General features: G+C 62.8%; 25 protein-coding genes and 2 pseudogenes. 13 read left to right on the top strand and 14 right to left on the bottom strand.

Translation table 11 applies throughout. The features are described 5' to 3' along the window. Positions 1-423: 423 nt before the first annotated feature. Both RAD15_RS22905 and RAD15_RS22900 read left to right on the top strand, forming a co-directional pair. A complete protein-coding gene (locus RAD15_RS22905) occupies positions 424-684 on the top strand; it encodes a WGR domain-containing protein (protein WP_458180459.1) in 261 nt (86 codons plus the stop codon). A gap of 105 nt (positions 685-789) precedes the next feature. Continuing rightward, the gene (locus tag RAD15_RS22900; RefSeq protein WP_458180458.1) at positions 790-912 is read left to right on the top strand and encodes a hypothetical protein; all 123 of its coding nucleotides are present in this window, start codon (positions 790-792) and stop codon (positions 910-912) included. Between the two features lie 18 nt (positions 913-930). Here RAD15_RS22900 and RAD15_RS22895 read toward each other — a convergent pair whose 3' ends face one another. Both RAD15_RS22895 and RAD15_RS22890 read right to left on the bottom strand, forming a co-directional pair. Further along, positions 931-1,074: a hypothetical protein gene (locus tag RAD15_RS22895; RefSeq protein ID WP_458180457.1), complete on the bottom strand. Its 144-nt coding sequence runs from the start codon at positions 1,072-1,074 to the stop codon at positions 931-933. Positions 1,075-1,136: 62 nt separating this feature from the next. Beyond that, positions 1,137-1,448, bottom strand: a complete 312-nt coding sequence (locus tag RAD15_RS22890; protein ID WP_104464661.1) for a DUF736 domain-containing protein — start codon at positions 1,446-1,448, stop codon at positions 1,137-1,139. A gap of 827 nt (positions 1,449-2,275) precedes the next feature. Between RAD15_RS22890 and RAD15_RS22885 the strand changes: the two are divergent. Continuing rightward, positions 2,276-2,481, top strand: a pseudogene (locus RAD15_RS22885) (SOS response-associated peptidase); the annotation flags it as partial. Positions 2,482-2,484: 3 nt separating this feature from the next. Here the strand turns inward: RAD15_RS22885 and RAD15_RS22880 are convergent. Further along, positions 2,485-2,616, bottom strand: coding sequence for a hypothetical protein (locus tag RAD15_RS22880; RefSeq protein WP_458180456.1), 132 nt, complete (start codon positions 2,614-2,616; stop codon positions 2,485-2,487). A gap of 5 nt (positions 2,617-2,621) precedes the next feature. Further along, entirely contained in the window at positions 2,622-3,047 is a 426-nt protein-coding gene (locus RAD15_RS22875; RefSeq protein WP_458180455.1) for a hypothetical protein, read from the bottom strand. A 793-nt stretch (positions 3,048-3,840) separates the two neighbouring features. On the opposite strand from RAD15_RS22875, the gene RAD15_RS22870 reads away from it, so the two are divergent. Beyond that, positions 3,841-4,725, top strand: a complete 885-nt coding sequence (locus tag RAD15_RS22870) for an NmrA family NAD(P)-binding protein (RefSeq protein WP_458180454.1) — start codon at positions 3,841-3,843, stop codon at positions 4,723-4,725. Between the two features lie 148 nt (positions 4,726-4,873). Here the strand turns inward: RAD15_RS22870 and RAD15_RS22865 are convergent, their stop codons facing one another. Further along, positions 4,874-5,560 (bottom strand): alpha/beta fold hydrolase, encoded by a 687-nt coding sequence (locus RAD15_RS22865; protein ID WP_458180453.1) that lies wholly within the window; start codon positions 5,558-5,560, stop codon positions 4,874-4,876. A gap of 209 nt (positions 5,561-5,769) precedes the next feature. Continuing rightward, positions 5,770-6,696, bottom strand: coding sequence for a non-homologous end joining protein Ku (ku, locus tag RAD15_RS22860; protein WP_458180452.1), 927 nt, complete (start codon positions 6,694-6,696; stop codon positions 5,770-5,772). Between the two features lie 163 nt (positions 6,697-6,859). Between ku and RAD15_RS22855 the strand changes: the two genes are divergently transcribed. Next, positions 6,860-7,090 (top strand): hypothetical protein, encoded by a 231-nt coding sequence (locus RAD15_RS22855; RefSeq protein WP_458180451.1) that lies wholly within the window; start codon positions 6,860-6,862, stop codon positions 7,088-7,090. Then, on the top strand, positions 7,083-7,331 hold the full coding sequence (locus RAD15_RS22850; protein ID WP_458180450.1) for a hypothetical protein: 249 nt from the start codon (positions 7,083-7,085) through the stop codon (positions 7,329-7,331). The genes RAD15_RS22855 and RAD15_RS22850 overlap by 8 nt, the downstream gene beginning before the upstream one ends. An 11-nt stretch (positions 7,332-7,342) precedes the next feature. Here the strand turns inward: RAD15_RS22850 and RAD15_RS22845 are convergent, their stop codons facing one another. Next, complete coding sequence (locus RAD15_RS22845; protein ID WP_458180449.1) at positions 7,343-7,468, bottom strand: hypothetical protein; 126 nt, start codon at positions 7,466-7,468, stop codon at positions 7,343-7,345. Positions 7,469-7,945: 477 nt separating this feature from the next. Here RAD15_RS22845 and RAD15_RS22840 point away from each other — a divergent pair, with 477 nt between their 5' ends. The 3 genes from RAD15_RS22840 to RAD15_RS22830 all read left to right on the top strand — a co-directional run bounded on the left by RAD15_RS22840 (position 7,946) and on the right by RAD15_RS22830 (position 11,479). Continuing rightward, positions 7,946-8,236, top strand: a complete 291-nt coding sequence (locus tag RAD15_RS22840; RefSeq protein ID WP_458180448.1) for a hypothetical protein — start codon at positions 7,946-7,948, stop codon at positions 8,234-8,236. Positions 8,237-8,508: 272 nt separating this feature from the next. Continuing rightward, positions 8,509-10,422: a diguanylate cyclase gene (locus tag RAD15_RS22835; protein ID WP_458180447.1), complete on the top strand. Its 1,914-nt coding sequence runs from the start codon at positions 8,509-8,511 to the stop codon at positions 10,420-10,422. A gap of 70 nt (positions 10,423-10,492) precedes the next feature. Next, positions 10,493-11,479, top strand: a complete 987-nt coding sequence (locus RAD15_RS22830; RefSeq protein WP_458180446.1) for a YihY/virulence factor BrkB family protein — start codon at positions 10,493-10,495, stop codon at positions 11,477-11,479. Here the strand turns inward: RAD15_RS22830 and RAD15_RS22825 are convergent. After that, positions 11,427-12,410: a helix-turn-helix domain-containing protein gene (locus tag RAD15_RS22825; RefSeq protein ID WP_458180445.1), complete on the bottom strand. Its 984-nt coding sequence runs from the start codon at positions 12,408-12,410 to the stop codon at positions 11,427-11,429. The two genes, RAD15_RS22830 and RAD15_RS22825, sit on opposite strands and share 53 nt — an antisense overlap. A gap of 159 nt (positions 12,411-12,569) precedes the next feature. On the opposite strand from RAD15_RS22825, the gene RAD15_RS22820 reads away from it, so the two are divergent. Next, complete coding sequence (locus RAD15_RS22820; protein ID WP_458180444.1) at positions 12,570-13,295, top strand: alpha/beta hydrolase; 726 nt, start codon at positions 12,570-12,572, stop codon at positions 13,293-13,295. Between the two features lies 1 nt (position 13,296). Here RAD15_RS22820 and RAD15_RS22815 read toward each other — a convergent pair. The 4 genes and pseudogenes from RAD15_RS22815 to repA form a co-directional block, all read right to left on the bottom strand. Beyond that, positions 13,297-13,577: pseudogene (locus RAD15_RS22815) on the bottom strand (mannonate dehydratase); the annotation flags it as partial. A gap of 521 nt (positions 13,578-14,098) precedes the next feature. Then, entirely contained in the window at positions 14,099-15,331 is a 1,233-nt protein-coding gene (gene repC / locus RAD15_RS22810; RefSeq protein WP_458180443.1) for a plasmid replication protein RepC, read from the bottom strand. A gap of 197 nt (positions 15,332-15,528) precedes the next feature. Further along, on the bottom strand, positions 15,529-16,548 hold the full coding sequence (gene repB / locus RAD15_RS22805; protein WP_458180442.1) for a plasmid partitioning protein RepB: 1,020 nt from the start codon (positions 16,546-16,548) through the stop codon (positions 15,529-15,531). Beyond that, on the bottom strand, positions 16,545-17,759 hold the full coding sequence (gene repA, locus RAD15_RS22800) for a plasmid partitioning protein RepA (RefSeq protein WP_458180441.1): 1,215 nt from the start codon (positions 17,757-17,759) through the stop codon (positions 16,545-16,547). Before repA ends, repB begins: the two co-directional genes overlap by 4 nt. 2,099 nt (positions 17,760-19,858) lie before the next feature. On the opposite strand from repA, the gene RAD15_RS22795 reads away from it, so the two are divergent. The 3 genes from RAD15_RS22795 (at position 19,859) to RAD15_RS22785 (ending at position 23,013) form a co-directional block, all read left to right on the top strand. Further along, positions 19,859-21,058 (top strand): RHE_PE00001 family protein, encoded by a 1,200-nt coding sequence (locus RAD15_RS22795; RefSeq protein WP_458180440.1) that lies wholly within the window; start codon positions 19,859-19,861, stop codon positions 21,056-21,058. 309 nt (positions 21,059-21,367) lie between these two features. Continuing rightward, a complete protein-coding gene (locus RAD15_RS22790) occupies positions 21,368-22,105 on the top strand; it encodes a type IV toxin-antitoxin system AbiEi family antitoxin domain-containing protein (RefSeq protein WP_458180439.1) in 738 nt (245 codons plus the stop codon). Continuing rightward, a complete protein-coding gene (locus tag RAD15_RS22785; protein ID WP_458180438.1) occupies positions 22,102-23,013 on the top strand; it encodes a nucleotidyl transferase AbiEii/AbiGii toxin family protein in 912 nt (303 codons plus the stop codon). Before RAD15_RS22790 ends, RAD15_RS22785 begins: the two co-directional genes overlap by 4 nt. 576 nt (positions 23,014-23,589) lie before the next feature. Here the strand turns inward: RAD15_RS22785 and RAD15_RS22780 are convergent. Next, complete coding sequence (locus RAD15_RS22780) at positions 23,590-24,255, bottom strand: RraA family protein (RefSeq protein ID WP_458180437.1); 666 nt, start codon at positions 24,253-24,255, stop codon at positions 23,590-23,592. A 21-nt stretch (positions 24,256-24,276) separates the two neighbouring features. After that, positions 24,277-24,938 (bottom strand): aminotransferase class I/II-fold pyridoxal phosphate-dependent enzyme (locus tag RAD15_RS22775; protein WP_458180436.1); only part of this gene is annotated, 662 nt, incomplete at its 5' end.

The raw sequence follows: 24,938 nt of genomic DNA, 5'->3' as shown, positions 1-24,938 counted from the left end.
GAGGGGCTCGCCCAAGCGGATACCGCTGCAAGAGTGGAGAAGCTGGAACGATTTCTTCTATACGAGGGCTATCTGCATCGAAGGAAATACGTTCTACGCATCGCGAGAAAGATTCGTGTCGTTCCTCTTGAGGCCGCCCGCTATAGCGACAAAAATTCCGACACTGCCAAAAACTGGCCGTAGGAAGCTTTGAATCAAGGGCCGATCTCTTGCGGCCGGCTGTTGTGATAAAGACCGGAGCAATTGCAAGCTTGGCGTTGCGACGCGCGCGTCCCGAAAGCGAAGTCTCCGTTGGGAAGATTTAATCAGGCACCGGTCCCGGTTTTTCCGGAGCAACTGACCTATCGATAAAACGAATCGAACTGCCCGGTCGATTCTTAAAACTCATTGGACGGCGCTTGCGAAGGAAGCAAAAATCCGTCCGTGCCGAAACCCGAACCAGAACCGCTTCATCTGCGACGCATCAATGCCGCTTGCAACATGCGGCGGTTTTATGCGCTATCTACGCAGCCGATCTTGTTCGGAGAAATGTCGCTGATCCGCAATTGGGGCCGGATTGGCACGAATGGCCAGACCATGATGCAGACCTTCGATGGCAGTGCAGAAGCGATCGAAGCGTTCCGACGGTTGGAGCGTCCCAAGCGGAGGCGCGGTTACGCTACAGTGGACGAAAAGCTACCATAGTCCCGGAATTTATCCGGGACTGCGGCTCCACCTCTGATGGCGGCCCTATCTGTTCCACCGCTTTGATGTCAGACGAGCAAAATCGAAACCAGTGGAACTCATCCTATGACGACTGCCAATGAGATCGCCGAAACGATCGCAGCTTCCAAGAAGCTGACGTTTACGCCTGCCAAAGCCATCAAGGATGTTCTGAACGGAGGAGCGGCCCCTAGCGACGGTGCGTTGTAAGTCGCAAGACAAGGGGGCTTATGCCCCCTCCTCGGCTGCGAGCGCTTCGTTGCGCTGGCGGATGAGTTCGGCCAGCTCGCTCTCCAGCGCCTTGCGCTCCGCCGGCGTGAAGACGCATTCGCGCAGCTCGGCGCGCAATTCTTCAATGGTGTCGATGGCCATGATCGCTTCTCCTGTCGAAGGGAAGCAGGCCCCGCCTTGCGGCGGAGCCTGCTAGCTGAGCTTCAGTCCCGGTTCGGCCGGGACCAGATCAGTTGGAGGCCCTCGGCACCCTCGACCTCGGTCAGGGTGGCGTAGATCGGAGCGGGGAAGCTCGGATCGTCCAGCTTGACGGAGAGGTAGTCGCGCTCGGTTTCCTTGGCGGTCTTCTGCCAAGCCGCACCCAACTCGACGTTGCCCGAGTAGATGCGGAAGTGCGGTCCCTTGTCGGACGGGTTTTCGACGCGGATCAGCTTGGCCTTCACGTTGAGGTTGAGCGTCTTGATCGCGCCGGAGAAGCCGTTGCCCGTGGAGGTAAAGGTGCCGATGGTAGCCATTGTCTCATTCCCTTGTTTACTCGGGCCGCGCCTATCGCGACCTCGATGGCGGTCGTGAGACCGGAGGCGATCGACCTGCACGCGCAGGGCCGAAATGAAATGGAGGGCGGCCGGCAGCGACTTTCTTGGACCGCGAGGAATGGTGCGCAGCGCCAGGGGAAGAAAGTCGAGGACGGACGTTGCGGGGACAAGATCGAGAGCCCGCGAAGCGGGATCGGCCTTCGGTCAGACCAGCCTCTATCGAGGACGCAGATGGGTGCGCCCCTCGCGAAAACACATGGGATGAAGACAGGCGGCCCCAATCTCAGCCATTCGGATCTCAAGGCAACGGACGTACCAGCAAAACGCAGTTCACCTTAGGCAGGCCACCTAGGAGCCGCGTCATCGTGTCGGCAACCTCGGTGCACCTGTCGAAGTCGCAATCGCAAGATCGATTAGAGGCTGCCGACGTACTTGCCATGTGGACGCAACCTCGCCTCCTTTCGCATCCATGCGACTCATCTCCATGCGAGGTGTCGGACAGAGTACGCGCGATGGAACGAAGCTGGAAGTGCGGGTTGCGACGCCGCAAGATTGGATAGCTTTGTGAGCACATTCGGCCTCAGCAGCAATCCCGCTGCCGGGCTCGATGTCGTTCGGACTCTATTCAATTTAGCCGGCGGCCGCATCGGACTATCCGCCCACTTCCGGGCGGCGGGGTCGTGAAGCGGATCGTCCTCACAGGCAAGGCAAACTTAACGCTGGCGCCCATCGGCAACATCGTGCGGAATGGCCGTCATCGCCTTTCCGCACGACAGACACAGCGTGCGGCTCGATTTAGCGCAGCCATCGCATTCCTGACGACGGAGGCGAACGCCGAGGTCGACGCGATCCATCCCAAAGCGATGCCCGTAATCCTGACGACACCCGACGAATCGAGACCTGGATAACTGGGCCCGCGGAAGAAAACCCTGAAGCTACAGCGGCCGCTTCCGGATGGGACGGTGCGGATGGCCGCCCCGGCGTGAAGGAAGACGAGCCCGCCGCGGCCTAAGTCTCAGTCGCCGTTTTCACACTGCTTGAGCTTGTCCACGACCGCCGAACTCTCGACGACCTTGCCGTCGCGGCTGAGCGGCCGGTATGCCGCCTTCCGGCCTTCGGCGTCGGTGACTTCGATGACCTGCGGCATCGTGTCTACTCGCCGGCATGCTCTTTGGTCTCCACGCGGTAGCCCCCGAAGCGCATGTCGCTGCCTTCCATGCCCGGATCCTGCGGCCGCTTCTCGGGCGGCATCGGCGGCAGGTCGGGATCGGCCGCATTGCGGGGCGGAGAACTCCAAGAAGGCGGACCTCGATCAAGAAGGCGCCGAAGCTCGTCGACGGCCTCGCCGCGCCGTTCGAGCTCCTCCACCGCACCGACGACCTCATCGCGATCGAGAACGTCGAGGAGATCGTTGGTCGTGCGCTCGCAGTCCCGCTCGCCCGGTTCTAGGTAGCGCGCCAGGATGGCCTGGCCCGCTCGACGGCTTTCTGCACCCGCTTCTCGGCGGTCATCGGCCAACTCTACGCAACTCACACGCACCGATTCAATGGGCGCCACACCTTGTTCCTCGATCAGCACAGCGGGGAACACGTGGAAAAGCGCAGCCCCGGTGATTTCGAATCTCTGGGCTGTTGGTAGCAGCGCGGAACGCGGCAGCCTTCTCGACCAAGCCGGCGGCGACCACCGGATCGGTGGTCGTCTTCGCGAACTTGAGCAGGGTGGCCGCCTGTCGGTTCAGATACTCCCGTCCCGCCACGTCTTGCTTTCCCAACAGTCGCTATTCGGATTTCAGCTCCCAGACGGAAAGTACAACTTTAGCGATTCGTTCCGTGGAAATGTTCAAAAGTGAACATTGGCGGGGGCCGCAACTAAACGGAAGTTCGAAGGTTGGCAGCATCGAGGAGCCTAGCCAATCCAATGCGGAACCAGATCGCGATTGATGCCAAGGAAAGCCGCGCCATCGCTGCGTAAATCGGCGAGCGGCTGCGCCCGTGGATGCCCGTCGAGAGAAAACTTCCTCCGTCCCTGAAATCTCTGCTTGATCGGCTCAGTGCGTCCGAGGAAAGAGCCACGTCCCGCTAACGCGGACGCGCCCGCACCCGGAGCGCAGACCCGGATCCAGCCGCTCATACGCGATTTCGCCATCGAGTTGTTGGGCGAGGAGCTGGACGATGCGCGACCCTAGTCCAACCGGGTCGGTGCAAAACCCCTCCTGTTGCCGCCTACCGTGCCAGCCCGCGCGTCGACCTGGCAAGCGGGATGAGGCAGCGCGACTGTGGTTCGCGCCCGTCCCATTGTCCGATTGGCCTCGATTTGCGGAACTTTGCGGGAAGCGGAATCTTTACTCGGTTCAGCCTTATGGAGTGGAGCGGTGTTCATCGTGATCGGGGCAAACGGGCGTGTCGGATCGGCGGTAGCGTCGACATTGCTGAATTCGGGTCGGCCGGTCACGGCCCTGCTTCACAGCAGCGACAGCGTTGCCGGTTGGCGCAAACGCGGCGCACACACTGCGGTCGTGGACGTACGCGACCGCGATGACTTGCGAGCGGTTTTCAGGAGAGGCGCGCGCGCTTTCCTGCTTAACCCGAACGCCGATGTCTCGACGGACACGGATCGTCAGGAACATGCTACTGTTCGGAGCATCGTCGCGGCGCTCGAAGGATCCGGGCTCGAGAAGGTCGTGGCCGCATCCACCTATGGCGCCCAGCCGGGCGAGCGCTGCGGCGATCTCAATATCCTCTACGATTTCGAGCAGGCGCTTGCCGCGCAGCCGATACCAGCGACCATCCAGCGAGGCGCCTACTACATGAGCAACTGGGACGCAGTGCTCGATGCGGCGAAGGACGGCGTGTTGCCGACCATGCTGCCGGCAGACATGAAGATCCCGATGGTCGCGCCCGCCGATCTCGGCAAAGCGGCCGCGCGCCATCTGCTGGAGCCGCCCCACGATCAGGATGTGCATTACGTCGAAGGACCCGAGCGGTATTCGGCGCAGGATGTCGCGGACACCTTCGCGGCCGTGCTTGGCAATCCTGTGAAAGTCGAGATCATACCGCGCGACCAATGGATCGCGGCTTATAGGAAGCTGGGCTTCTCTGTCGCAGCGGCCGAGTCTTACGCGCGAATGACCGCGGTCAGCGTCGATAGTGGCTTTGCCATGTCGGAGCCCTTCGAACGCGGGGAGACCACGCTCGAAGATTATATCCGCGCGCTTGTCGCCAAGTCGCGCGGCTCGCACGCTGCTCTAGGGGAGTAGTGTTACAGCGCAAATTGCAGTGCTCATCATTACCAGGCGTAGCCTGCCGTCTGCATCGCAGAGAAGCACGCGGGCTGTCCCCCCCCCCCCGCCGCCGCCTTGGCCAACAGACAAGTTTGGCTTTGTGCTGAACGACAAGGGAAAGGGACTAGGGTGTCAGGCCCTTCCCATACGCGAGGACGCGCTCGGTCAGCCCTTCCGCATTCGATAACGCGACGAGATGACCACCAGGAATTTCCTCCACCTCCTTTCCGAGCCTTTCACGCGCGACACGCCGTTGAAACTCGATTGGGAAAAAGCGGTCGTCTCGCCCCGCAAGAACATGAATGGGGATGTCGGGCCAGCGCTCGAAGCGACAGGGTTCGCGGAAGACGGTCTCGGCTTCCTGGCGTGGTTGCTCTGGGCCGGTGCGCAGCACGTCCTGCGGCACGTCGTGCAGAAAGTACGTTCCCACGTCGAATTCCGTCGCATAGCCGCGCAGCGCCGCAGCTTGCTCCCTCGCCTCGACCGCGCCAGTTGCGCCCCACCACGCACCAGCGGTCTCCCCCGGCTTTGGAATCATCGCGTTGACGAACACGACCATCCGCACCGGTACACGCGCGCAAACAAGGGGCGCGGTGAAGCCCGCCAGCGACTGAGCGACCAGAACAAGGTCGCTTCGTTCCGCGATCGCGCGGATGACGATGTCCGCATACGTTGCGAGACCGGCGCACCTGTCGTCGCCTGGTAGATCGACCGCGATGGCTTCATGCCCCGCCGCGCGAATGAGTGGCACCGCGCGGTGCCAATACCAAGCCACGCCGCCCGCCCCTGGGATAAGGACGAATGATGTCATTTGGGTTCTCCTCCGTTACTGCCGGATTAGATGCGCAATATGGGGGGCTTTGTTGATCAAGATTGATCCTTCAATGAGTTCGTTCATTGCCAAATCAAAATCGAGGGGACCGAGGCTGATCCTCGGCTTAGGGCCGATTTCGGCGGGGATGGTTGGTTGATGTCCGCTCCCGTGCGTAGGCGCGGACCAAGGACCGTGCCAAGAGAGTTCTACGCCGACTTCCGCTGCGGCCTGACCGCCGGCTTCTTCGCTGGGACCTCCTTGGCCGGCTTCCGTCCCTCGATCGGCATCAGCATTTCCTTCTGGCCGGCCGCCGCTTTACGCGGCTTCTTGGCCGGCTTGGTCGCCTTCGCCGGCGCTGCCTGCTTGCCAACGGATCGGCGCAGCGCCTCCATCAAATCGACGACGTTGGTCGATGCCGGCCGCTCCTTCGGCGTGATCGGCTTGCCGGCGCGCCTCTTGTTGATGAGGTCGATGAGCGCGGTCTCGTAGTGGTCCTCGAACTTCTCCGGATCGAAGCGTCCCGCCTTCTGGTTCACGATGTGCTTCGCGAGATCCAGCATGTCCTTGGTGACCTTCACGTCCTGGATCTCGTCGAAATACTCCTGCTCGCTGCGGACCTCGTAGGGATAGCGCAGCAGCGTGCCGACGAGCCCCTTGTCCATCGGCTCGAGCGCGATGATGTGCTCGCGGTTCGTCAACACGACCCGCCCGATCGCGACCTTGTCCATTTCGCGGATGGTCTCGCGGATTACGGCGAAGGCGTCGTGTCCGACCTTGCCGTCCGGGCGTATGTAGTAGGGCCGGATCAGATAGCGCGGGTCGATGTCGGCCTTGTCCACGAACTCGTCGATCTCGATGGTACGCGTGGACTCCAGCGCGATCTCCTCGAGCTCCTCCTTCGAGACCTCGATGTACTGGCCCTTCTCGAGTTCGTAGCCCTTGACGATGTCCTCGTTCGCCACCTCGTCCCCGGTATCTGCGTCGAGCTTCAGGTACTTGATGCGGTGACCCGTCTGCCGATTGAGCTGGTTGAACGAGATCTTCTCGCTCTCCGAGGTCGCCGGATAAAGCGCCACAGGACATGTGACGAGCGAAAGCCTCAAGAACCCTTTCCAGTTGGCACGCGGCACCATGTACGCAGAACTCCGTTGGTGGTGGCCTGGATTCAAGACGAACGAGCACTGCCAGTTCCGACAGGCCGGCCTGCCATCCCCGAGATTCATTCGACGTCCGCTGCGCCACGGGAATTCGGGAGAGGATCTCTTGACTCTTTGAACAAAACGGGAACATGATCGGATGAACGCCATCTCCGAGCAGGCGGGGCCGGCCCCCGACGATTTCGACGCCGCCGCGGACCAGGCGATCGCGGCCTGCGGCGGCGGCGCGCGGGAAGCCGTAAAGGCCCTGATCGTCGCGAACGACTTCCTCGAGGCCCAACTCGACGGCCTCCGGAGGAAGGTATCGACGGGCTACGCCCGGGGACGGCTCCCAGGGGCGCGCGAGCGGAGGAGCGAGCCAGATGACTGACGTGACGTACTTCGTCGCCCTACCGTTCGTTTTCTCCGACGACGGCGTCGCCGCAGGCGAGGCGACCGAATGCCTCAGCGCCAACGCTGCGGTCATGCGTGCCGAGGCGCTGTCCCGGAAGCCGGGCCACGCCGGAGCCGTCGCATTCTCCCAGACCGGGGACCCGTCCAGCGGCGACTTCAGTGACGCCAAGCTGATCCGGAAGTTCGGCGACGTGCCGGACGACCTGAGCGCGCTCTAACCGACGGCAGCTCACTCGTCGCTCGGACTGGCGGCCTCTCCCGGTTCGAGCAGGCTCAGCGCGGTCTCGATCTTCGCGAGCAGCCTTTCGATTTCCGCGCGCTCGTTCGGCCCGGGATCGCTGTCGAGCTGCTCCATGAGCCGTTCCTTCCGCGCAAGCAAATTCGCGACCGTCGACATCGACTTCCCCCGGGGTTCTGAGCGGCATCTTCCAGAGACTTGGTACGCCGGCGACCATCCCGCCAGTCCTGTCGCCTCGATCGGCGGCCCATGCCGAGCGCTACTTCGCCGGCGGCCGCAGCGGACTCTCGACCCACTTCAAAGCAGCCGGGTCGTGCAGCGGGTCCTCCTCGCAGGCGTGGCAGACGTATCGCTCGTCGCCCCGGCCTGTCGGCTCGGGGACAAGCTTCATCGCTCTCCCACAGTGCGGACACCGCTTTCGGATCAGGTGTAGCTCCGACATCTGGATTTCCCCTACCGCGACCAGCTTAATTCCGCGACGAGCGCTCGCTCAAGAGGAATCGCCGAGCACGCCGCAGCGAGCGGATGCCACTTGACGGCACCGGCCGATTTACTCAACTTCACGCTTCGGTAGCGTTGGTGGGGTGGCGGGTCGTGGCGCTGGAGCAGGAATTCTACCGGACGATGGCGCATCGCGTGCGTGAGCTCGCCGGAAGAGCCGACCCATTTACCCGAAGGCGATTGCTGGCGCTGGCGGAACGATACGACGCCAACGGCGGCAAGCCTTCACCGGTGTCCCGGTCCACCGAGCGTCCATTGCCGCCGCTGCGAATCGCCACCGGTCACGGCCCTACCCACGTCGGGCGAGACCTGACGGGAAAGCTCACCGTTTCCGCCGTTCGCGGCTTGCGAAGCGTTGGCACGCCGTTCGTATTCGTCGGCTAGCGCGTTGAGCCGCGCAGCGACGTCCGGATCGTTGATCGAGGCCGACAGGCGCCGGCACCTGGGCCTCCGCGAGCAATCGGGTCTTCGCGTCTTGGCAACTCAACCCGCTTCTCGCGGCCCGGTTGCACCTGGTTAACGGACGATCACCATGACGCGTAAGATCCCGGACACCACGATGAGGCAACGCTTACCCGGACCCCGCATGCTGCCGCGGCTGCAAACCCGCCATTAACGCCCGGATGGGACCTTGCGTGGAAAGGAGCCACCGTCAGATGCCAAGTAGCCGCCGCGAGGTCGAGAAGGCTCGCTTCCCGTTGTGGGCGGCAGGCTTCGTGGCGCTCGCCTGCGTCGCCATTCTGGCGCTGAGCGGATGGCGCGAGTGGGAGTCCCGCCAGGTCGAGCTGCGCAACGCCGAAGTCGACATGGCCAACCTCGCACAGTCGCTGACGCAGCATGCCGAGGACACGTTCGAGCTCGCGGACACAATCCTTGCAGGCATGGTCGATCGGATGGAGGTCGGCGGAACCAGCCCGGCTGCGGTGGCGAAGATCCAGAGCTTCCTGCAATCCCGCAAGTACAACAGGCAACGCATCCGCGGCATCTTCGTCTACGACGAAAGCGGCCGCTGGCTGGCGACCACCGAAGACGGCGACTACTCCAGCTTCAACAACAGCGATCGCGACTACTTCCAACGCCATCGCGCCGCGGCAGACCGCGGGACGTGGATCGGTCGGCCGGTGAAGAGCCGGTCCGGCGGACAGTGGATCGTCACCGCGTCGCGCCGCTTCAATCATCCCGACGGCAGCTTCGCCGGCGTTGTGCTGACGAGCGTCGACGTCGCCTATTTCATGCAGTTCTACCGGCGCTTCGATATCGGCCCGAACGGCGCGGTTTCGCTGCTGACCGCCGACGGCATCATGCTGGCGAGGAGTCGCGACGACGAGGGCGCCTATGTCGGACGCGACATGTCGGGCTCGCCCTTGTTCCGGACCATGGGCCAGCGGCCGGATGCGGGGGCCTACTACTTCAAGTCGCCGTTGGACGGGCAGGAGCGATTGAGCTTCTACCAGAAAAGCGGCCGGTATCCGATCGTCGTCCTCGCGACGAAGGCGCAGAGCGATGTCCTGGCCCCGTGGCGCCAGCAGGCCGTCACGCGCTTCGGCATCGTCACCGGTCTGACCTTGTCGATGGCCTTGATCGGCTTCTTCCTGGTGCGTTATCTCTCGAAGGGGCAGCGCATGGCCGCGGCCCTCGTCGCCAAGGAGGGCGATTTCCGGCTGATCGCCGAACAGTGCAGCGACGTGGTGATGCGCGTCGGGCTCGACGAGCGCATTCTCTACGCCTCCCCGTCTTGCGCCCGCATCCTGGGTTGGGACCCGGTGAGGCTGCTCGGGACCTCGGCTCTCGACGGCGTCAATCCGGAGGACCGGCCGCGCGTCGAGCAGGTCGTTTCGGCTCTGAAGGCCGGAGAGGCCGAAGAGGCGCGCATCATCTATCGCGCCAATCACCGCCAGAAGAAGGAGATCTGGGTCGAGACGGCGCTGCGCGTCACCCGGTCTTCGGAAACCCATGAGATCGACGGCGTCGTGGCGATCTCGCGCGACATGACCGAGCAGAAGGACCTGCAGGACAAGCTCTCCGCCCTCGCCACGTCCGACGGCCTGACCGGAATCGCCAACCGCCGACATTTCGACGAGCGCCTCGTGGAAGAATGGGCGCGCGCCAAGCGCGACGGCACTCCGCTCTCGTTGCTGTTGATCGATGTCGACCACTTCAAGAAGTTCAACGACCAATACGGCCACCAGGCCGGCGACGCCTGCCTGCGCGCGTTGGCGCGGATCCTGGCCGCGCAGGTGCGCCGACCGGCCGATCTCGCCGCGCGCTACGGAGGCGAGGAGTTCGCGCTGCTGCTGCCCAACACGGACGCGGATGGCTGCGAACTTGTCGGCGAGAACGTGCGCCGGGCGGTGCGCGACCTCGGCATGCTGCACACGTTGAATCAGCCGTCCAAGATCGTCACGGTGAGCCTTGGCGGCGCGACCAACATGCCTTCCGAGGGTGCGATGGACTGCGGCTCCCTGGTGGCGGCGGCCGATCGCGCGCTCTACGCCGCCAAGGACAGCGGCCGCGACCGGCTCGTCATGTCCGGACAGGTGGTCGCCTGGCCCGGCGCCAAGAGCGCCTGAGCCTGCCTCCGTCGCTCGGAGGCAAGCGAGAGGAACTCATTCTCCGGGCTGCGATTGAGTTCCGCGGAGGATGGCAAAGATCTCGAAGTCGGATGCCCCGCCTGCAGATAACCGCGGATGGAGTCTGGCGGCAGCGCTGGGACTGCTCACCGTAGCCTTCATATGGGATCGCCTTGCCCCGTCCGACAACGTGGCCCCGCCGCGCGACAAAGACGAAGCATTTCCCGAGAAGCTGGAGCACGGTCGGGACGCCTCGCCCGCCGTTGTCGCGACGGAAGGCAAGGACCGCGGCCGGCTCGCTTCCGCACCCTCCGAGATCCCGGCGCGCGGATGGAAAGACATCCTGCTGCGGGTCTACGGCAACATCTCCGAGCACCGCGTCCTCGCCCTCGCCGCCGGCATGACCTACTACGGCCTGCTCGCCATCTTTCCGGCGCTGGCGGCCCTCGTCGCGATTTACGGCCTCTTCTCGGATCCGGGCAGCATCGCCAAGCACCTCGACGAGGTTTCCGGATTCCTTCCCGAGGACGCCGTCGATGTCGCGAGGCAGCAGCTCACCCGCGTCGCTTCCAAGGGCAATCAGACGCTCGGCCTCACCTTCGCGATCGGCCTGGCGGTCTCGCTGTGGAGCGCGAACGCGGCCATGAAGTCGTTGTTCGACACACTCAACATCGTCTACGGCGAGAAAGAGAAGCGAGGCTTCGTGAAGCTGAACGCGCTTTCCCTCTCCTTCACGCTCGCCGGCATCGCCTTCGTCCTGATCGCACTCGGCGCGGTGGTTGTCCTGCCCATGGTGCTGAACTTCATCGGACTATCGAAGGCCGCCGATCTTCTCGTTCGGATCGCTCGATGGCCCGCGATGTTCGCCGCGGTCGCGCTGGCGCTCGCGCTCATCTATCGCTTCGGGCCGAGCCGCGAAGCGCCACGCTGGCGCTGGATCACCTGGGGCAGCGTAATCGCGACCATCCTATGGCTCGGCGCGTCCGGGCTGTTCTCCGACTATCCTACAACGTGCCGCGGCGCCAATCCCGCGGCGTCGCGCCGAAGCGCTGTTTGAAGCGGCGCGCGAAGTGGGAGAGATCGGCAAAGCCCCAGTCGAATGCAAGGTCGCCGATTGCGCGCCCGGCCATCGCCGGATCCCTGAGATCGCGCGCCACGCCTTCGAGGCGTCGTTCCATTGCGTAGCAGGCGAATGTCGTGCCTGCGCGCTCGAACAGCTTGTGCACGTAGCGCTCGCTGATGGACACGGATGCGGCAACCGCGGCGACGGTCAGGCCGGGTTCGCGCAGTCCGCCGTCAACCGCGCGGCGCAACGCAATCCAGGTCGCCTCGACCAGACCGATGGACTCCGCGCCGCGACGGCTGCCGCGCGTCAGGCTCAACGCCACAAGGTCGAGCAGCACGCCGAACAGCCGCGCATTCTCCTCTCCCGACGTGTTCGGCGCCGCTGAATTCAACGCGCGCGCGGTCTCCACGGTCAGATGCCCGATGAGCGGGTCATCGGACACCCGCGCCGGCGCGAAAGCGAACGATGGTGGCAGACGATCCTGTAGCAGTTGCGTCGGGACCCAGAAGGACGCGACGTGCAAGGATGTCCCGTGACTGTGACGCAGCGCGAACTGCCGTGCGCTGTCGAAGATACCGACCTGGCCCGGTGACAGGTCGACGTTGCGCCCGTCCTGCTCGATGCGGCAATGGCCGGCGAGCTTGAGATTGAGGTAAAAGCAGCTACTGCTGGAGGCCGCGATATCGCTCGCCGAGCGAAGCACGAGATGCCCAGGAAACCTGACGCGGTTGATGGCACCGGCGCCAAGCCCGATCCGTTCGATCCGTGCAGGGAAGCTGGACCGATCGGTCGGCTCCGGCGTCAGCTTCATGAACACCTGACAGATCGCCTCCCGGTAATAAGCGAACTGCTCCGAGGGCCGGACATCCTCGGTATTCCAGGCAAGGCCCGGTGCAGGACCCGAGCGAGCGATTTGTTGCATCAGTTCACTCCGAGCCTAGTCCAGTGCAGCCTCGGCCAAGCGCGACCGGCTCGGCCACCGCAATATCTAACAAACCGCCGAACGAACGTCGCGCCACAACAGGAAGCAGGCGTCGATCTAATCAAACCGCATGAAGAAGCACAATTGGAGAAGCACACCATGTCGACCTATGTTCTTGTCCATGGAGCCTGGCATACCGGCACGGAGTTTGAGCCAGTCGCCGCAGCGATCCGCAAAGACGGCCATGAGGTGCACACACCGACCATCAAGGGCAATCGCCCCGGCGACAGGAAGGACACCGGCCTCGCCGAAGCCATCCAGTCCATTGTGGACTATCTGGCCGAGAAGAATCTGAAGGACGTCGTGCTGGTCGGGCACAGCTATGGCGGCATGGTCATCACCGGTGTCGCCGATCGCGCCGGCGAACGCATCCGCCGCCTCGTCTACTGGAATGCCTTCGTGCCCAACAATGGCGAGAGCCTCAACGACATGGTGCCGCCGCACTATGTCGGGCTGTTCGACGCGATCCGTGCCGAGCGTGGTGACGGCTCGGTGGTGCTGCCCTTCCCGATCTGGCGCGAAGCCTTCATCAACGATGCCGACCTCGAGACGGCGCAGCGCGCCTACGACGTGCTCAATCCGCATCCGCTAAAGACATTTCAGGACAGGATTTCGCTGAAGAGCAATCCGGCCGAGATGCCAATCGCAAAGTCCTACGTCAACTGCACGGAGGATACGGCGATGCCGCACGGCCTGCCCTGGCATCCGCGGCTCTCGGAGAAGCTCGGCCTGTTCCGCCTGGTCCAGGTGCCGGGCAGCCACGAATTGTGCTTCTCCAATCCGCAGCGCCTGGCGCAGGCCTTCCTCGACGCGGGCCGGGATTAGTTCACATCGGCAAACCGGCGTTGGATGCCACCGCCGTCATCACGCCGCGGATTTCGGCAAGCCCCTTCAGGCGCCCGATCAGGGGATAGCCTGGATGGGTGCCGCGACCGATGTCGTCGAGCAACCCATGGCCGTGGTTCAGGACGGAACGGAATCCGCCAGTTCTGGTCGCCGGCCTGCTTGCGACGGACGCTGCCCCTTGAGCAGCGTCGTGACGACGGCGACCATGTCGAAGTCGCCGCCGAGATGTTCGGCCTCCATGAAGGAGCCGTCGGGCGACTTGGTGCAGCAACGCGTCCTCCACCTTTAAGTTGGCCTCGTCCGTCGCGCTCCATAGAGCCCGACCAAGGTCGGGCACGCCCTAGCCCCTAGCCGTAGCGCCGCAGCATCGCCATTTTTCCGGGCCTAGGTAGCGGCGGCGTCGAAGCGCGCGCATTGCCGGAGTCCACTCCGCGGAATGTACGAGAAGCCCGCGCGCCGTCTCCGGCCAAAGTTAGGGCCGACCGCCAACACGCTAGCCGCAAGATTGGAGCCGCGCGTCGCCGCAGCGCTCGTATCGCCAAACGCCTCGAACATCCGCATGCTCGGCCGGTAGTGCGTCATGACTAGTTGAAGACGGGTGCCCCCGCGCCCCCGCGCATAGCGACCTCAACGCCCGCAATCGCCACACGGACGATCTCGGGGCCCCAGTCGCCTGGGCAGCGCGTGATAGGGATTGACGCCGGAGCCAAGGGCCCCATTTGGCCTTAACCGCAAACTCAGACCACGACGCGTCAGCCCGAGCCAAGGCCATGGCGCATCCGTCAGGCCGTTCGTTTTTCATGGAGCCGGGAGTTGATCTGCGACATCAGGATCGGCCCAAGCGAAAACTCCCCGACCTCCGCTTTCCGGGTCAGCCCGCGCAAGTAGCCACCAGCCGATCTAATCGCTGTGCCACGCTGCAGGATGCAGGCGACAACGACCGCCGCCTGCATTTCACCCAGGACGGTTTGCGCCTCCTCCCAGGCGCTTGGGCTGATCCCCAGCGACGACCGCACAACAGCCGCCGTGGCGAAGAAATCGCGCCAGTTCGAAATTCCACCCTTGGCATAGTCGACGATGTCTGGGCACGCACTCAAGACCATTCCTAACGGATACGCCGCTTCCCCGACTCGCGATGGTTGAGGTTTTGGCTCAGCTCCCGCCGCCCTGCCTTCTCGAAGGCTAGGTTCAAGATCAATAGGGAAGTCTGGATTTGAATTCTGTATGTGGCGCTCAGAATGGGACTCATTGGCGCTCGGATTCTTGGATTTGATGTGTGCTTCCAGAAGATTGAGGACGTCGTCAGCGAGTTGCGACAACTCGTCAGCGATCGGCTCAAGCTCTTGGCGCGTCGCGGTGCGCGGAATCTGAGCGACCATTTCGCGGAAGGCGGCATGCACCTCCTGCCAATCAGCGGGCCCCTGCCCTGCCCTTCGCGTTGGAACGCATTCCTCGATGCCAGTTGCAATCATCTTCGTGATATCGCGCCGGCACAGCGTGATCCGCTCACGCACCAGTTTGAGTGCTCGGGCTTCCGCTTCGATATCGGCCGCTAGGCTCTCGAATTCTTCCGAGCGCACGACAAGCGGTGACAGATCGAAGCCGAAGGCGAGCTCGATTTCGCCGGCATTGTCCTTCCGCGCGAAGCGCTTGCCATTTGGACTATCGCGCCGAACGATCAGTCCCGCATCGACCAGCACAGCCAGGTGACGCCGCAGCGTCGATGCCGGCATGCTGTGCGCCCGCCGACTGAGCTGATGGTTCGACGGGAAGACGATCAGATCATCCTCTCCTGTAAGCGCGGTCTCGGGATGGAAAGTCAGGAGTGCATTTAATACGGAGAGCGATCGCTCCGACACGCCAAGGCGCGGCCGTGCCGTGCAGATGGCGTGAAAGATCTTCCATTTGTGGACGATCTTTTCGGGAGGGCGTTCTGTTGCGACCATTTGGCTTGCCACATGGGCAAGCGTCAGCGATCGCCGCCCGAAGGGCGTCGTTGGAGAGTGTGACTGCATGTCTTTGCCTCAGCTGGGCAAAGGAAACCTGCTCGCCGAAACGACGATAAAATCGCGTAGAAACTCTTGACTGCGATTCGCGAAAGTGATTCTCTGTCAGTCGCCAAACTTGAAGAGAAGGGCTTCCGGAACTCCGTTTCGGGGGCCTTTTTCTTTTGCCTTGTCTGCTCCTGGTTCGTGGTTACGGGACGAGGCCGTCAGGCCTCGCTAGTTTCCTGACCGCTGCTCGTCTTGGAAAAGGCGTCGAACAGCGCCGGGAGTTGGTCGACGAGAAATGCCGCGAATGTCGCCGAGACAGTCTTGTCGAGGGTAAGCTTCAATTCGCGCTCGGCCTGGCGCACGTGCGCGATCTTATCGCCGGATGCGGAAAAGACTGGCTTCTCTTCGGAAGTCTTCGATGTCCCCGCAGAAGATGGACGGCTTGCCGCTGTGAATGCTGCGAGAAACCGTGCATCGGTCTCTCGCTCTGCAAATTTCGGTTCAGCGATCGCCGCTCTGACTCGTTTGAGCGCCGCGGCATCCTTGATCAATTCAGCGAACGTCTGCCAGCGGGGGCGACCAACTTTCGGAGCCTTCCCGATTGCTTGAACAACTTCGGCTGGAACTGATCGAGCAACAGCGAGGAGTCTCGAGGTCTCTGCTTTATCAATTGACAACGCGTCTTGTACGATTGACCGGCTATGCCCGGCATCCTCGATATGCATCGCGAAGGTGGCGCGCTCAATGAAGCTCAAATCTTCGCGCGGTGCGTTCTCGAGCCCTTGCGCCACGACAAGCGCTTCGTCTGACAGCGATCGCACAATCGCTTTGACGGCAATACCCAACTCCCGCGTAGCGCGGACGCGGCGATGACCGTAGGCACTTTGGAAGCGCCCTTTTACTTCGGGATGCTCCCGAACGAGTACGGGCACTTCTTGGCCGCGCTGTGAGATCGACTGTTTAAGCGCCTCGAACGAGCTATCATCCTGGTCGCGGAACCGGTCGGCCAGCGGTGATGGATCGATAAGCGAGGGATCGATCTCAAGAATCATAGCTCCGGACGCGAGCCTGTCACGAAGCTCCTCGTTCTCTTTCTCGACTCCGGAAAAAGTGTCCTTCAACGAGCGGACTGAGCCCGAGGAGACCCGCGGCAAGGCACCGGGCATGTTGTCAGCTGACAACGCAGGTGGCTGCGGGGCCGTGAACAGGCTCTTGATGGTGTCAGTACGTTTGCTCATCGGCCCCACACCTTCTTAAGAAGTTGCGCGATTTCGGCATTGACCGCGTCGACCGATTCCAATGCCCGATCGTAAGCACCCCGCCCTACGGCGCCTCGCTCCAGCTCATAAAGTGATTGCTTGGTGAGACCAGCATTGGCGATCGCGGTCGATTTCCACACCGTGGCCTGGAGCACATCCGATCCAAAAAGGGTGCGGAGGAGCGCCACGATTTGAGCTTCGGGCACGTCATTGGGATCATGACGCGTGATGACATACCGGATGAAATCGTGATCGAGACGCCCACCCGCTTCCTCGATGACGGACATGAGGTCCGAGGTCATGAGGAGAAATTGGCTCATGGATGCGACATCGACCATCTGAGGATGGATAGTCACGAGCATCGCGGTCGCCGCGTTTAGCGCGCCCATGGTCAAGTAACCAAGCTGGGGTGGGCAGTCGACGACGACGACGTCATAATCGTCGGCGACCTGGTCGATGGCGCTGGCGACACGGCGAAAGAATAGGTCGTGCCCGCGTTCACGCCGCTCGACCATTGCTCGAGGCGTGGTGTGCTCGAACTCCATAAGTTCGAGATTGCCTGGCACGAGACCTATCCCATCAAAATAGGTTGGCCGAACGACTTCGCGCATTGGCCGCCGGTTCTCGTCATACCGTATGGCACCGTAGAGGGTTTCGTTCGCGGCGATGTCGAACTCGGGTTGGTATCCGAACATTGCTGACAACGACGCCTGCGGATCGAGGTCAATCGCGAGAACCCGAAAGCCGGCAAGGGCGAGGTATTGCGAAAGATACAATGCCGTCGTCGTCTTGGCGGAGCCGCCTTTGAAGTTCGCGACGGTGATGATTTGGAGCTTGTCGCCTGGGCGCCTCCGCGGGAGGAATTCCAGTGCTTCTCGAGGCCGTGCGGTGGCTAGATACCCGCGCAGCTCGTGAATCTGGGCCAGAGTATAAGATCGTCGCCCACCGATCCCCGTCGTTGGAGTCGGTCCAAGTCCGTCGAGAGAGAGCTGACGAAGGTACCCATCGGAAACGCCCGCAATTCGCGCAACCTCCCCTGAGGTGAACGACCGGAGCGATTTGCTTGCTGAAGGCGGGAAAAGCGTCGTCGCGAGCGAGCGAAGCTGACCGGACAAAATGCCGGCATGCCGGGAGATCCGCGCTGACGCAGTCTCGCTCATCGTCGCCGATTCTTCCGCTAAGCTCGTCATCTATTCTCTCGAGACGGTTTCTGCGCGTCAGACGCCTAATATCCGTCTTGAGAGATGGCCACGATTCTATGATTTGAGCAAGAAATAAAGGGTTAACGAGTTCTTAACGGCCGATGGCGTGCCCAACAGCGCGCCGCGTCTTTCTGGGCATCGCCCTGCGGTTGTCAGCTGACAACAACGACCCCGGTCGGCGGAGCGAGTCTTTACTATAGCGTGATTCGGCCGGGCTTCACGGATCCCAAGCGTCATTTTGCACCGCGGCACGGATCTGTGTTGCTACCGTGTGGATGCGCTGGCGCCTCCTTGTATGCACAGCAAAAACCTCCCGCTGGTGTCGAGCCAGCGCGCACTGGCGCTTGATGAGCGGTGGATCTATCGTCGCGCGAGCGTCCCTTTCCCCCTTCCCGCCAGTCGTTGCCCCGGAGAATCGCGTCGCTCATAAAGTACGGGGAGTTCGTTCAGCTACTTAACCCGATGCCGGGGAGCGACGGTCCCGCGAAAAGCGCCCTCCCCGGCTGGTTGAAACACCCGGACAGAATTGCGAGCGGCGGGGCGTTGCGGGAGTTTGGCTCGGCAGGTCTCGCGGGAGGCTGGGCGATCTCGGTTGATCGACACGATACCGCAGCACCGCGCTGGCGCAGCTTGTCCGAGGCACAAGTGAGCGCCACACGGCAACATGTCACCAAGCGGTCGGACGATCAGGTGTCGAGCAATCGACCGACTCCGTTCCGAAGGCATCCGCGGCTGGCTGTTGCGCCGCCTGATCACACCGAGGGGCCCGGACCTCCGGCCGCAAAGCCAACCACTCGCCCGGCGCTGCTTTACCATGAAGAGAGGCCATGTGGCCTCGGGCCACCACGTCGTCGACAAGCCGCGCTGCGGATCGGTGCGCCGCGTCGGATTTCGGGCTCCTTCCCGGGCCCTTCTTGGGCAAGGCGCTTCGAATCGCGGGACGCCGTCCATCGGGGGAGGCCCCACAGATTGTTGTCAGCTGACAACGTCCGCTCCTTTGGTCCGGGCCGCCCCCAAGGGGGTGGCGGTGTCACGGCCGGGGGGCGAAAGCCGGACCCTAGACGATCTAGTCGCCATCGGCGATCGAGCCGTGACCGTGCATCTGGGGAAGGGACCCGGGCGACGAGCCAGGCTGAGCTCGCGGCACTGCCTCGATCCGATCCGTCGAGAAGTTGATCCGCGGCGTCCGGCCTCGGAACGGCACTCCATTGGCGGGCCACAGGGCGGACCAACAATCCAATTTCCCGGAGTTGGGTCAAACGGGATCGATCGGGCAGGGGAAAAGTCGACTGCGGTGCCAGCTACCCAGCTGCTGAAGCATTGTTGTCAGCTGACAACAATCTGTGCCCCGCGGTCCATTTGGATCCAAGTCCCCGAGGCACGTCCGTCCAGTTGAGGCAAGCCGGCATCGCAACAGCCTCGTCGATCCGCGTCCGATGAATTCACACCGCGCGGAAGGTGAAAGGCCGGACAAGATCGTTCTCGCCTCGAGCCGGGACATGCCGCGTGATTTTTGGGGACACAGCACCGAAAGAGGGGAGGCCCGGGATTCATAGAATCCTAACCATAAGAGTTATGCCCCCTGCGCCTATTTGCGACCCTATCACGCAGATTTGGCGTGAATCCTCCCGGAAGACGGTGAATGTGGCACCCGAAGCGGACCGCACTGCGCTCCACGCCAACGACCGCTACGACCCGGCTCGGCTCAATTTCGGGGACTGTCTCGCCTCTGCATGCGCCCGATATCTTGGCGAGCCATTGATGTTCAGGCGCTAATGAACGCTACTATCGGAGCGGGGTTGGGCATGGCAGAAGTCATGAACGGTGATTCGCTGCAAAGTCACCGCGCAGAATTTACGCAAAGCCAGCCGGAAAGCCGTAACTGAGGAGCCGCTCGGTCTGTTCTTCTGACCAATGAAAGCCATCTGAGTGCGATCACGAGGACGATGGCCGAAAGCGTCCGGAAGAGGCAGGGGGGCTGACAAGACCCATCCGTCTCGACCGCGGTGACCAGCCTAGCTAGAGCCCGCCGAACCCCTTGGTTTGCTAGGAATCAAACTCCCGCACGGCCCGGAACCGACATTGCTATGACGGAAGCCAAAGCCATGTTAGCTTCCGTTTCGATGGTTCCCATTAAGGTTATCAGGACCTTGCTGCCGACCTACAAAATCCCCGATCCGCTGCCCTGGGCCCAGCTCATCGGGCCGCTCGCCGCCGCCGAGGATGCTGTGGCCCGCTTCGATGAGCGGCTGGCCAAAAGTCCAATCCGCGACGGCGCACTCAGCCGGACGCACTTCACGGACGCCTGCGCCAGTCTGTGGCTAGATGGCGAACTTGTCCACCTCGAAGACCTCGTGCTCCACGACGCCGGCATGGACGTCCGCGCTCCCACCCATGAACTGACCCGCGCCCATGCCGTGCTACGCGCCCGTCGACGCATCGCCGAGGCGAAGCCCGATTGGGCGCTGTCAGCTACCGGACTCGCCAACCTGCGCGGCCGGAGCGAGCGAGAAGAGGAGAGGAGCAATTGGAAGGCAGGTGAGGGAAGTTTTGAGCTCGACGAGGACGGCGAGCGGGACGACGTGGATCTCGAAGAGCCGATCGGTGCCATCGAGGCCGATTCCAATTTGGCCTCCGCCTTCGCTGCCGTCGACGCCGCAAATGCCAGGACGGAGCGTCGGCTTGCCGAGGAGACCCGGTTCCGGCCGGAGCGGGATTCCCTCATCTACGATTCCGACTGGGACGAGGAGGGACGCCTCGATCACTGGCGCGACGTGGTCAACCAGACTCGTGGCTTGCCGCCGACCCTTGCGGGGGCGATTGCCGCCGACGCCTGGGGCGTGATCGAACCGCTCGAGCACACGCCTTGGCTCGGCCGCCTGCTTGCCGCGGCATTGTTGAGGGACCGCGGCAAAACGCGCTCGCATCTGCTGTGCCCGCATGTTGGGCTGAAAAGTATTCCGCGCGAGCGTCGGCGGCCACGCGACGCCGCCGCGCGTTTGGTCGTGCACCTCGAGGCCATGACCGCCGCCGCCGAGTCTGGCCGTAAGGACCACGACCGCTGGCTGATGACCCGCAATCTGCTTGCCCGCAAACTCGCCGGCCGTCGCGCCACTTCAAAACTGCCGGCTCTCCTCGACTACGTGCTGACCAGGCCGATCGTCTCCGCGGGGATGATCGCGGCGGAACTCGGGATTACTCCCCGTGCCGCCCAAAACCTGGTCGCCGAGCTCGGCCTGCGCGAGGCGACGGGCCGAGGACGCTATCGGGCGTGGGGTGTCCTGTAGAGACGAAAGTTGGGCTGTGGATGCTCGGCGGATAGGCCGCCTCGCTGGGGTCAATAAGACAACAACAAAAACGCCGCCCGCTTGAAATTCAGCGCAGGCGGCGGCCTTTTCCAGCCCCGGGAGGGTGTGATGCAAAACCCCGGTGACACTCAATACCCGGGGACCAAGGCCTTTAATCCATGGGGACCCTCGCGGAAAGGAAGGCCCCGAAACAGGATTTATGCTGACATGATGTATCGTAGCCAGACTACGATAATCGCATCAAATCTAAACCTTGCAAGTTTTTGGAATAGTTCCTATTATCGTAGTATGGCTACGACTCAAAGGGACAAACTAAATAAGCTCTATACCTATCTTGCACCCGGCACGCCGCTGACTTCCGAAGACCTCGCAGCGCTCGGGATCTCGGCCGACCTAGCCGTCCACTATGTCCGTGCCGGCTGGCTACAACGGCTGGCCCGCGGCGTGTATTGCCGGCCGAACGATCCGCCCGCCTTGCATCCGAGCCTCGTCCTGCTGCAGCGAAGCTTCGAAGGATTGCATGTCGGCGGCAAGTCGGCGCTCGACTGGCACGGCATACGGCACTACCTGTCCCAACGGCCTGTCCTCCACCTCTATGGCTGGAAAGCGGGGCGCCTTCCGGAGTGGTTCACCGAGCGCTTCCCGGCCGAGTACCACCGCAAGCGACTCTTCGAGGAACAGCCCGGCGCGCTGCTTCATGTCCAACCCTTCGAGAACCGCAAGGGCGCCCCGCTCGTCTCGACGCCGGAACGCGCATTGCTGGAGGTGTTAAGCGAAGTCGGCGTCCGGCAGCCGTTGCAAGAAGCGCGCGAGCTGGTCGAAAGCACTTACAACCTGCGTGCCGATTTGCTGCGAGACCTGCTCAAGCGCTGCACCAGCGTCAAGACCGTTCGCCTGTGCTTGCAGCTCGGCCGCGAACTTGCCCAGCCTTGGGCCGGCAAGCTCGATCCGTCTCAGTTGCCCAAGGGTAGCGACAGGGCCTGGGTGTCACGCTCCGGTGATGGACTCCTGGTGCTGAAGCCATGAACCAGATCTACCTCGACAGCGCACGGTTGCTGACACGCGTGGCGCCGCTGGTGCTCGTCGAGGATACCTTCGCACTCAAGGGCGGCACGGCGATCAACCTGTTCGTGCGAGACATGCCGCGGCTGTCGGTCGATCTCGATCTGGTGTTTCCCGACCATACATTGCCGCGCGAGCAGGCGCTGCAGCACATCAACGAGGCCATCCGCCAGTCGGCCGCGCGCCTGCAGAAGCAGGGCTTCCAGACCCATGCGCCGGCCGCAACGGATTCCGGCGAGACGAAGCTGCTGGTGCGTCGAGGCGGCATCGAAGTGAAGATCGAGGTCAATTTCGTCATGCGCGGTACCGTTCACCCGGTGCACATGGCGTCGCTGACAGAGGCTGCGCGCGACACGCTGCAGGCGGATCTCGAAGTCCCGGTGGTGTCGTTCGAAGACGTGTATGGCGGCAAATTGGTTGCGGCCATGGACCGGCAGCATCCTCGCGATCTGTTCGACGTCACACAGCTTTTCGCGCATGAGGGAATCACGCCCGGCATCCGTCGTGCTTTCGTCATCTATCTCGCGAGCCATAACCGGCCGGTGCACGAAGTCCTGTTTCCGTCGCTGCGCGACATCCGACAGGATTTCGAGCACAATTTCGCGGGCATGACTGCCGAGCCCGTTGAACTCGATGCACTCTTGGCCGCGCGCGAGCGAATGATGCGCGAACTGCAGCAAGGTCTGAGCGCCGATGAGCGCCGCTTCCTGCTGTCGCTGGTTGCAGCAGCGCCCGAATGGTCGCTACTGGGTGTGCCGCACTTGGAGCGGCTTCCCGGGTTGCGATGGAAGCTGCAAAACCTGGAACGGCTTCGGAAGACCAATGCCCGAAAATTCGCTGAGCAATCGGATGCGCTGGCTCGGCTATTATAGGTAAGCATCAGTTTGAAAAATCGCTCCTCAACCATTCGACAGGGATGCTTCCACGCGGGAGCCGTTCCGCACCGCTAACGCCCAGCATTCCTTCTATGTAAGCGATGGGCCGTCGCCCATGGGTTCAGGCATGTATTCATCATTAATCGGTTGGCGGATTGATGTCCGCTCGCCCCCGATCGCGGCTGAAGTGCGGACATTCTCCGAGGTCGCAGATGGCCATGAGCTGACTTGGGAGAAGTGGCAGCTGTTGGCGCAAAGGCGGACCATTTATTCTCTGCCTGGGAACTAGCTCGAATTAGCCCATGATTGGAGCGAGAGCGCCGCATGTGCAGGACCTGAATTTCCGAGGGCAGGCGGCGGACGAATGCTGGCGCGGTCTCGATTGTCCGAAGTCAAATGATCGCGATTCGTGGGCTTGACTCCACTCTCTTCGCCAGTTTCTACGCACCCCTCAGTTCAACGAGATACCGCGCGCAAACCCAATGGTACAGATCGAGCATGTGCGCGTCGTAGTTTGAATGTTGCGGCGAGCAAGTCGGCCTGCTGCGCGGCCAGAATGTCATCATTTGCCGTTCAGTTCGCGCAGCGCGCCTCGAGCGCATCGACGAAGGCGCGATCCCATCGGCCTTCGCGGATCGAATCGATGGTGCCTTGCTCTTTTTGCTCCTGCGCCAATGCTTTCTCGATGACCGTTGCGGCCAGGGACGGTGGGAATGCGAGAAGTCCGTCCTGATCCCCTACGATGATGTCGCCCGCGTTCACGGGCATACCGCCGACAGTGATCGGGACGTTGATCGCTCCGGGACCGTCCTTGTAGGGACCCCGATGAGTCACGCCGCGAGCGTACACGGGAAAAGTGCGCTGACGAATCTCCGCGACGTCGCGAATGGCGCCGTCGAGCACCATGCCGGCGAGCCCGAGCGAGGCTGCGCCGAGCGTCATGATGCCACCGACCAGTGCGTTGGAGATATCACCGCCGGCATCCACAACCATCACGTCGCCGGGACGGCAGAAGTCGTAGGCACGAAGGATGGCGAGGTTGTCGCCGCCGCGCGTCTTCACCGTCACCGCAGTACCCACCATCGGCGCCGGCAAGTGAAAGGGGATCAGCCCGGTGCTGCCGCAATTGCGGTGCAACTGATCGCTGAGCAGGGCGACCGCGATGCCCCGCAGTTTTGCGATCACCGCCGGATCGACCTGCGGAGCCGAGGGATGCTTTGCAATGCCGGTGTCTGACATGAGATGCTTTCGATCGGGATGTTAGCGGAGTTCGGAAACAGCGTGAGCGATCCGGTTGGTGCCGTCGTCGAGCACATCGAGCGACGCGGCGATCGAGATGCGGAAGTACGGCGACAACCCGTAGGCGCTGCCTTGAACCACGGCGACGCCAACGCTTTCGAGCAGGTACATCGCGACGTCGCTGTCGGTTTCGAGGTACGCTCCGGCCGGAGTATTTCGACCGATCAACCCGGCGCAATTGACGTAGAGATAGAACGCGCCGTCGGGCGGCAGGCAGCTCAAGCCCTCGATCTGGTTGATGCGCGTCAGCATGCGGTCCCGGCGGGTACGGTAGATCGCGACGCTTTCGGACACGAAGCTCTGATCTCCGTTGAGTGCTTCGACGGCGGCGGCCTGGCTGACCGAGCAGGCGTTGCCGGCTGCTTGCGACAGCAGCGTGTTCAGCGCACCGATCAGATCGGAGGGCCCGGCGATCCAGCCGATCCGCCAGCCTGTCATCGCGTAGGTCTTCGACACGCCGTTGACCGCAAGCACGCGGTCCGCCAGCTCGGGTGCGGCGTTCAGCAGGTGCGGCGTTGCGCGACCATCGAAGCGGATGTGTTCATAGATGTCGTCCGTCATGACCAGCACGTGGGGATGCCGTGCGAGAATGTCGGCCAGCTTGCGATATTCCGCCGCCGAGT

Source organism: Bradyrhizobium sp. 14AA (assembly GCF_054185205.1).
The sequence above is the reverse complement of the archived record's forward strand: the minus strand, read 5'-3'. Positions and strand labels throughout refer to the sequence as shown.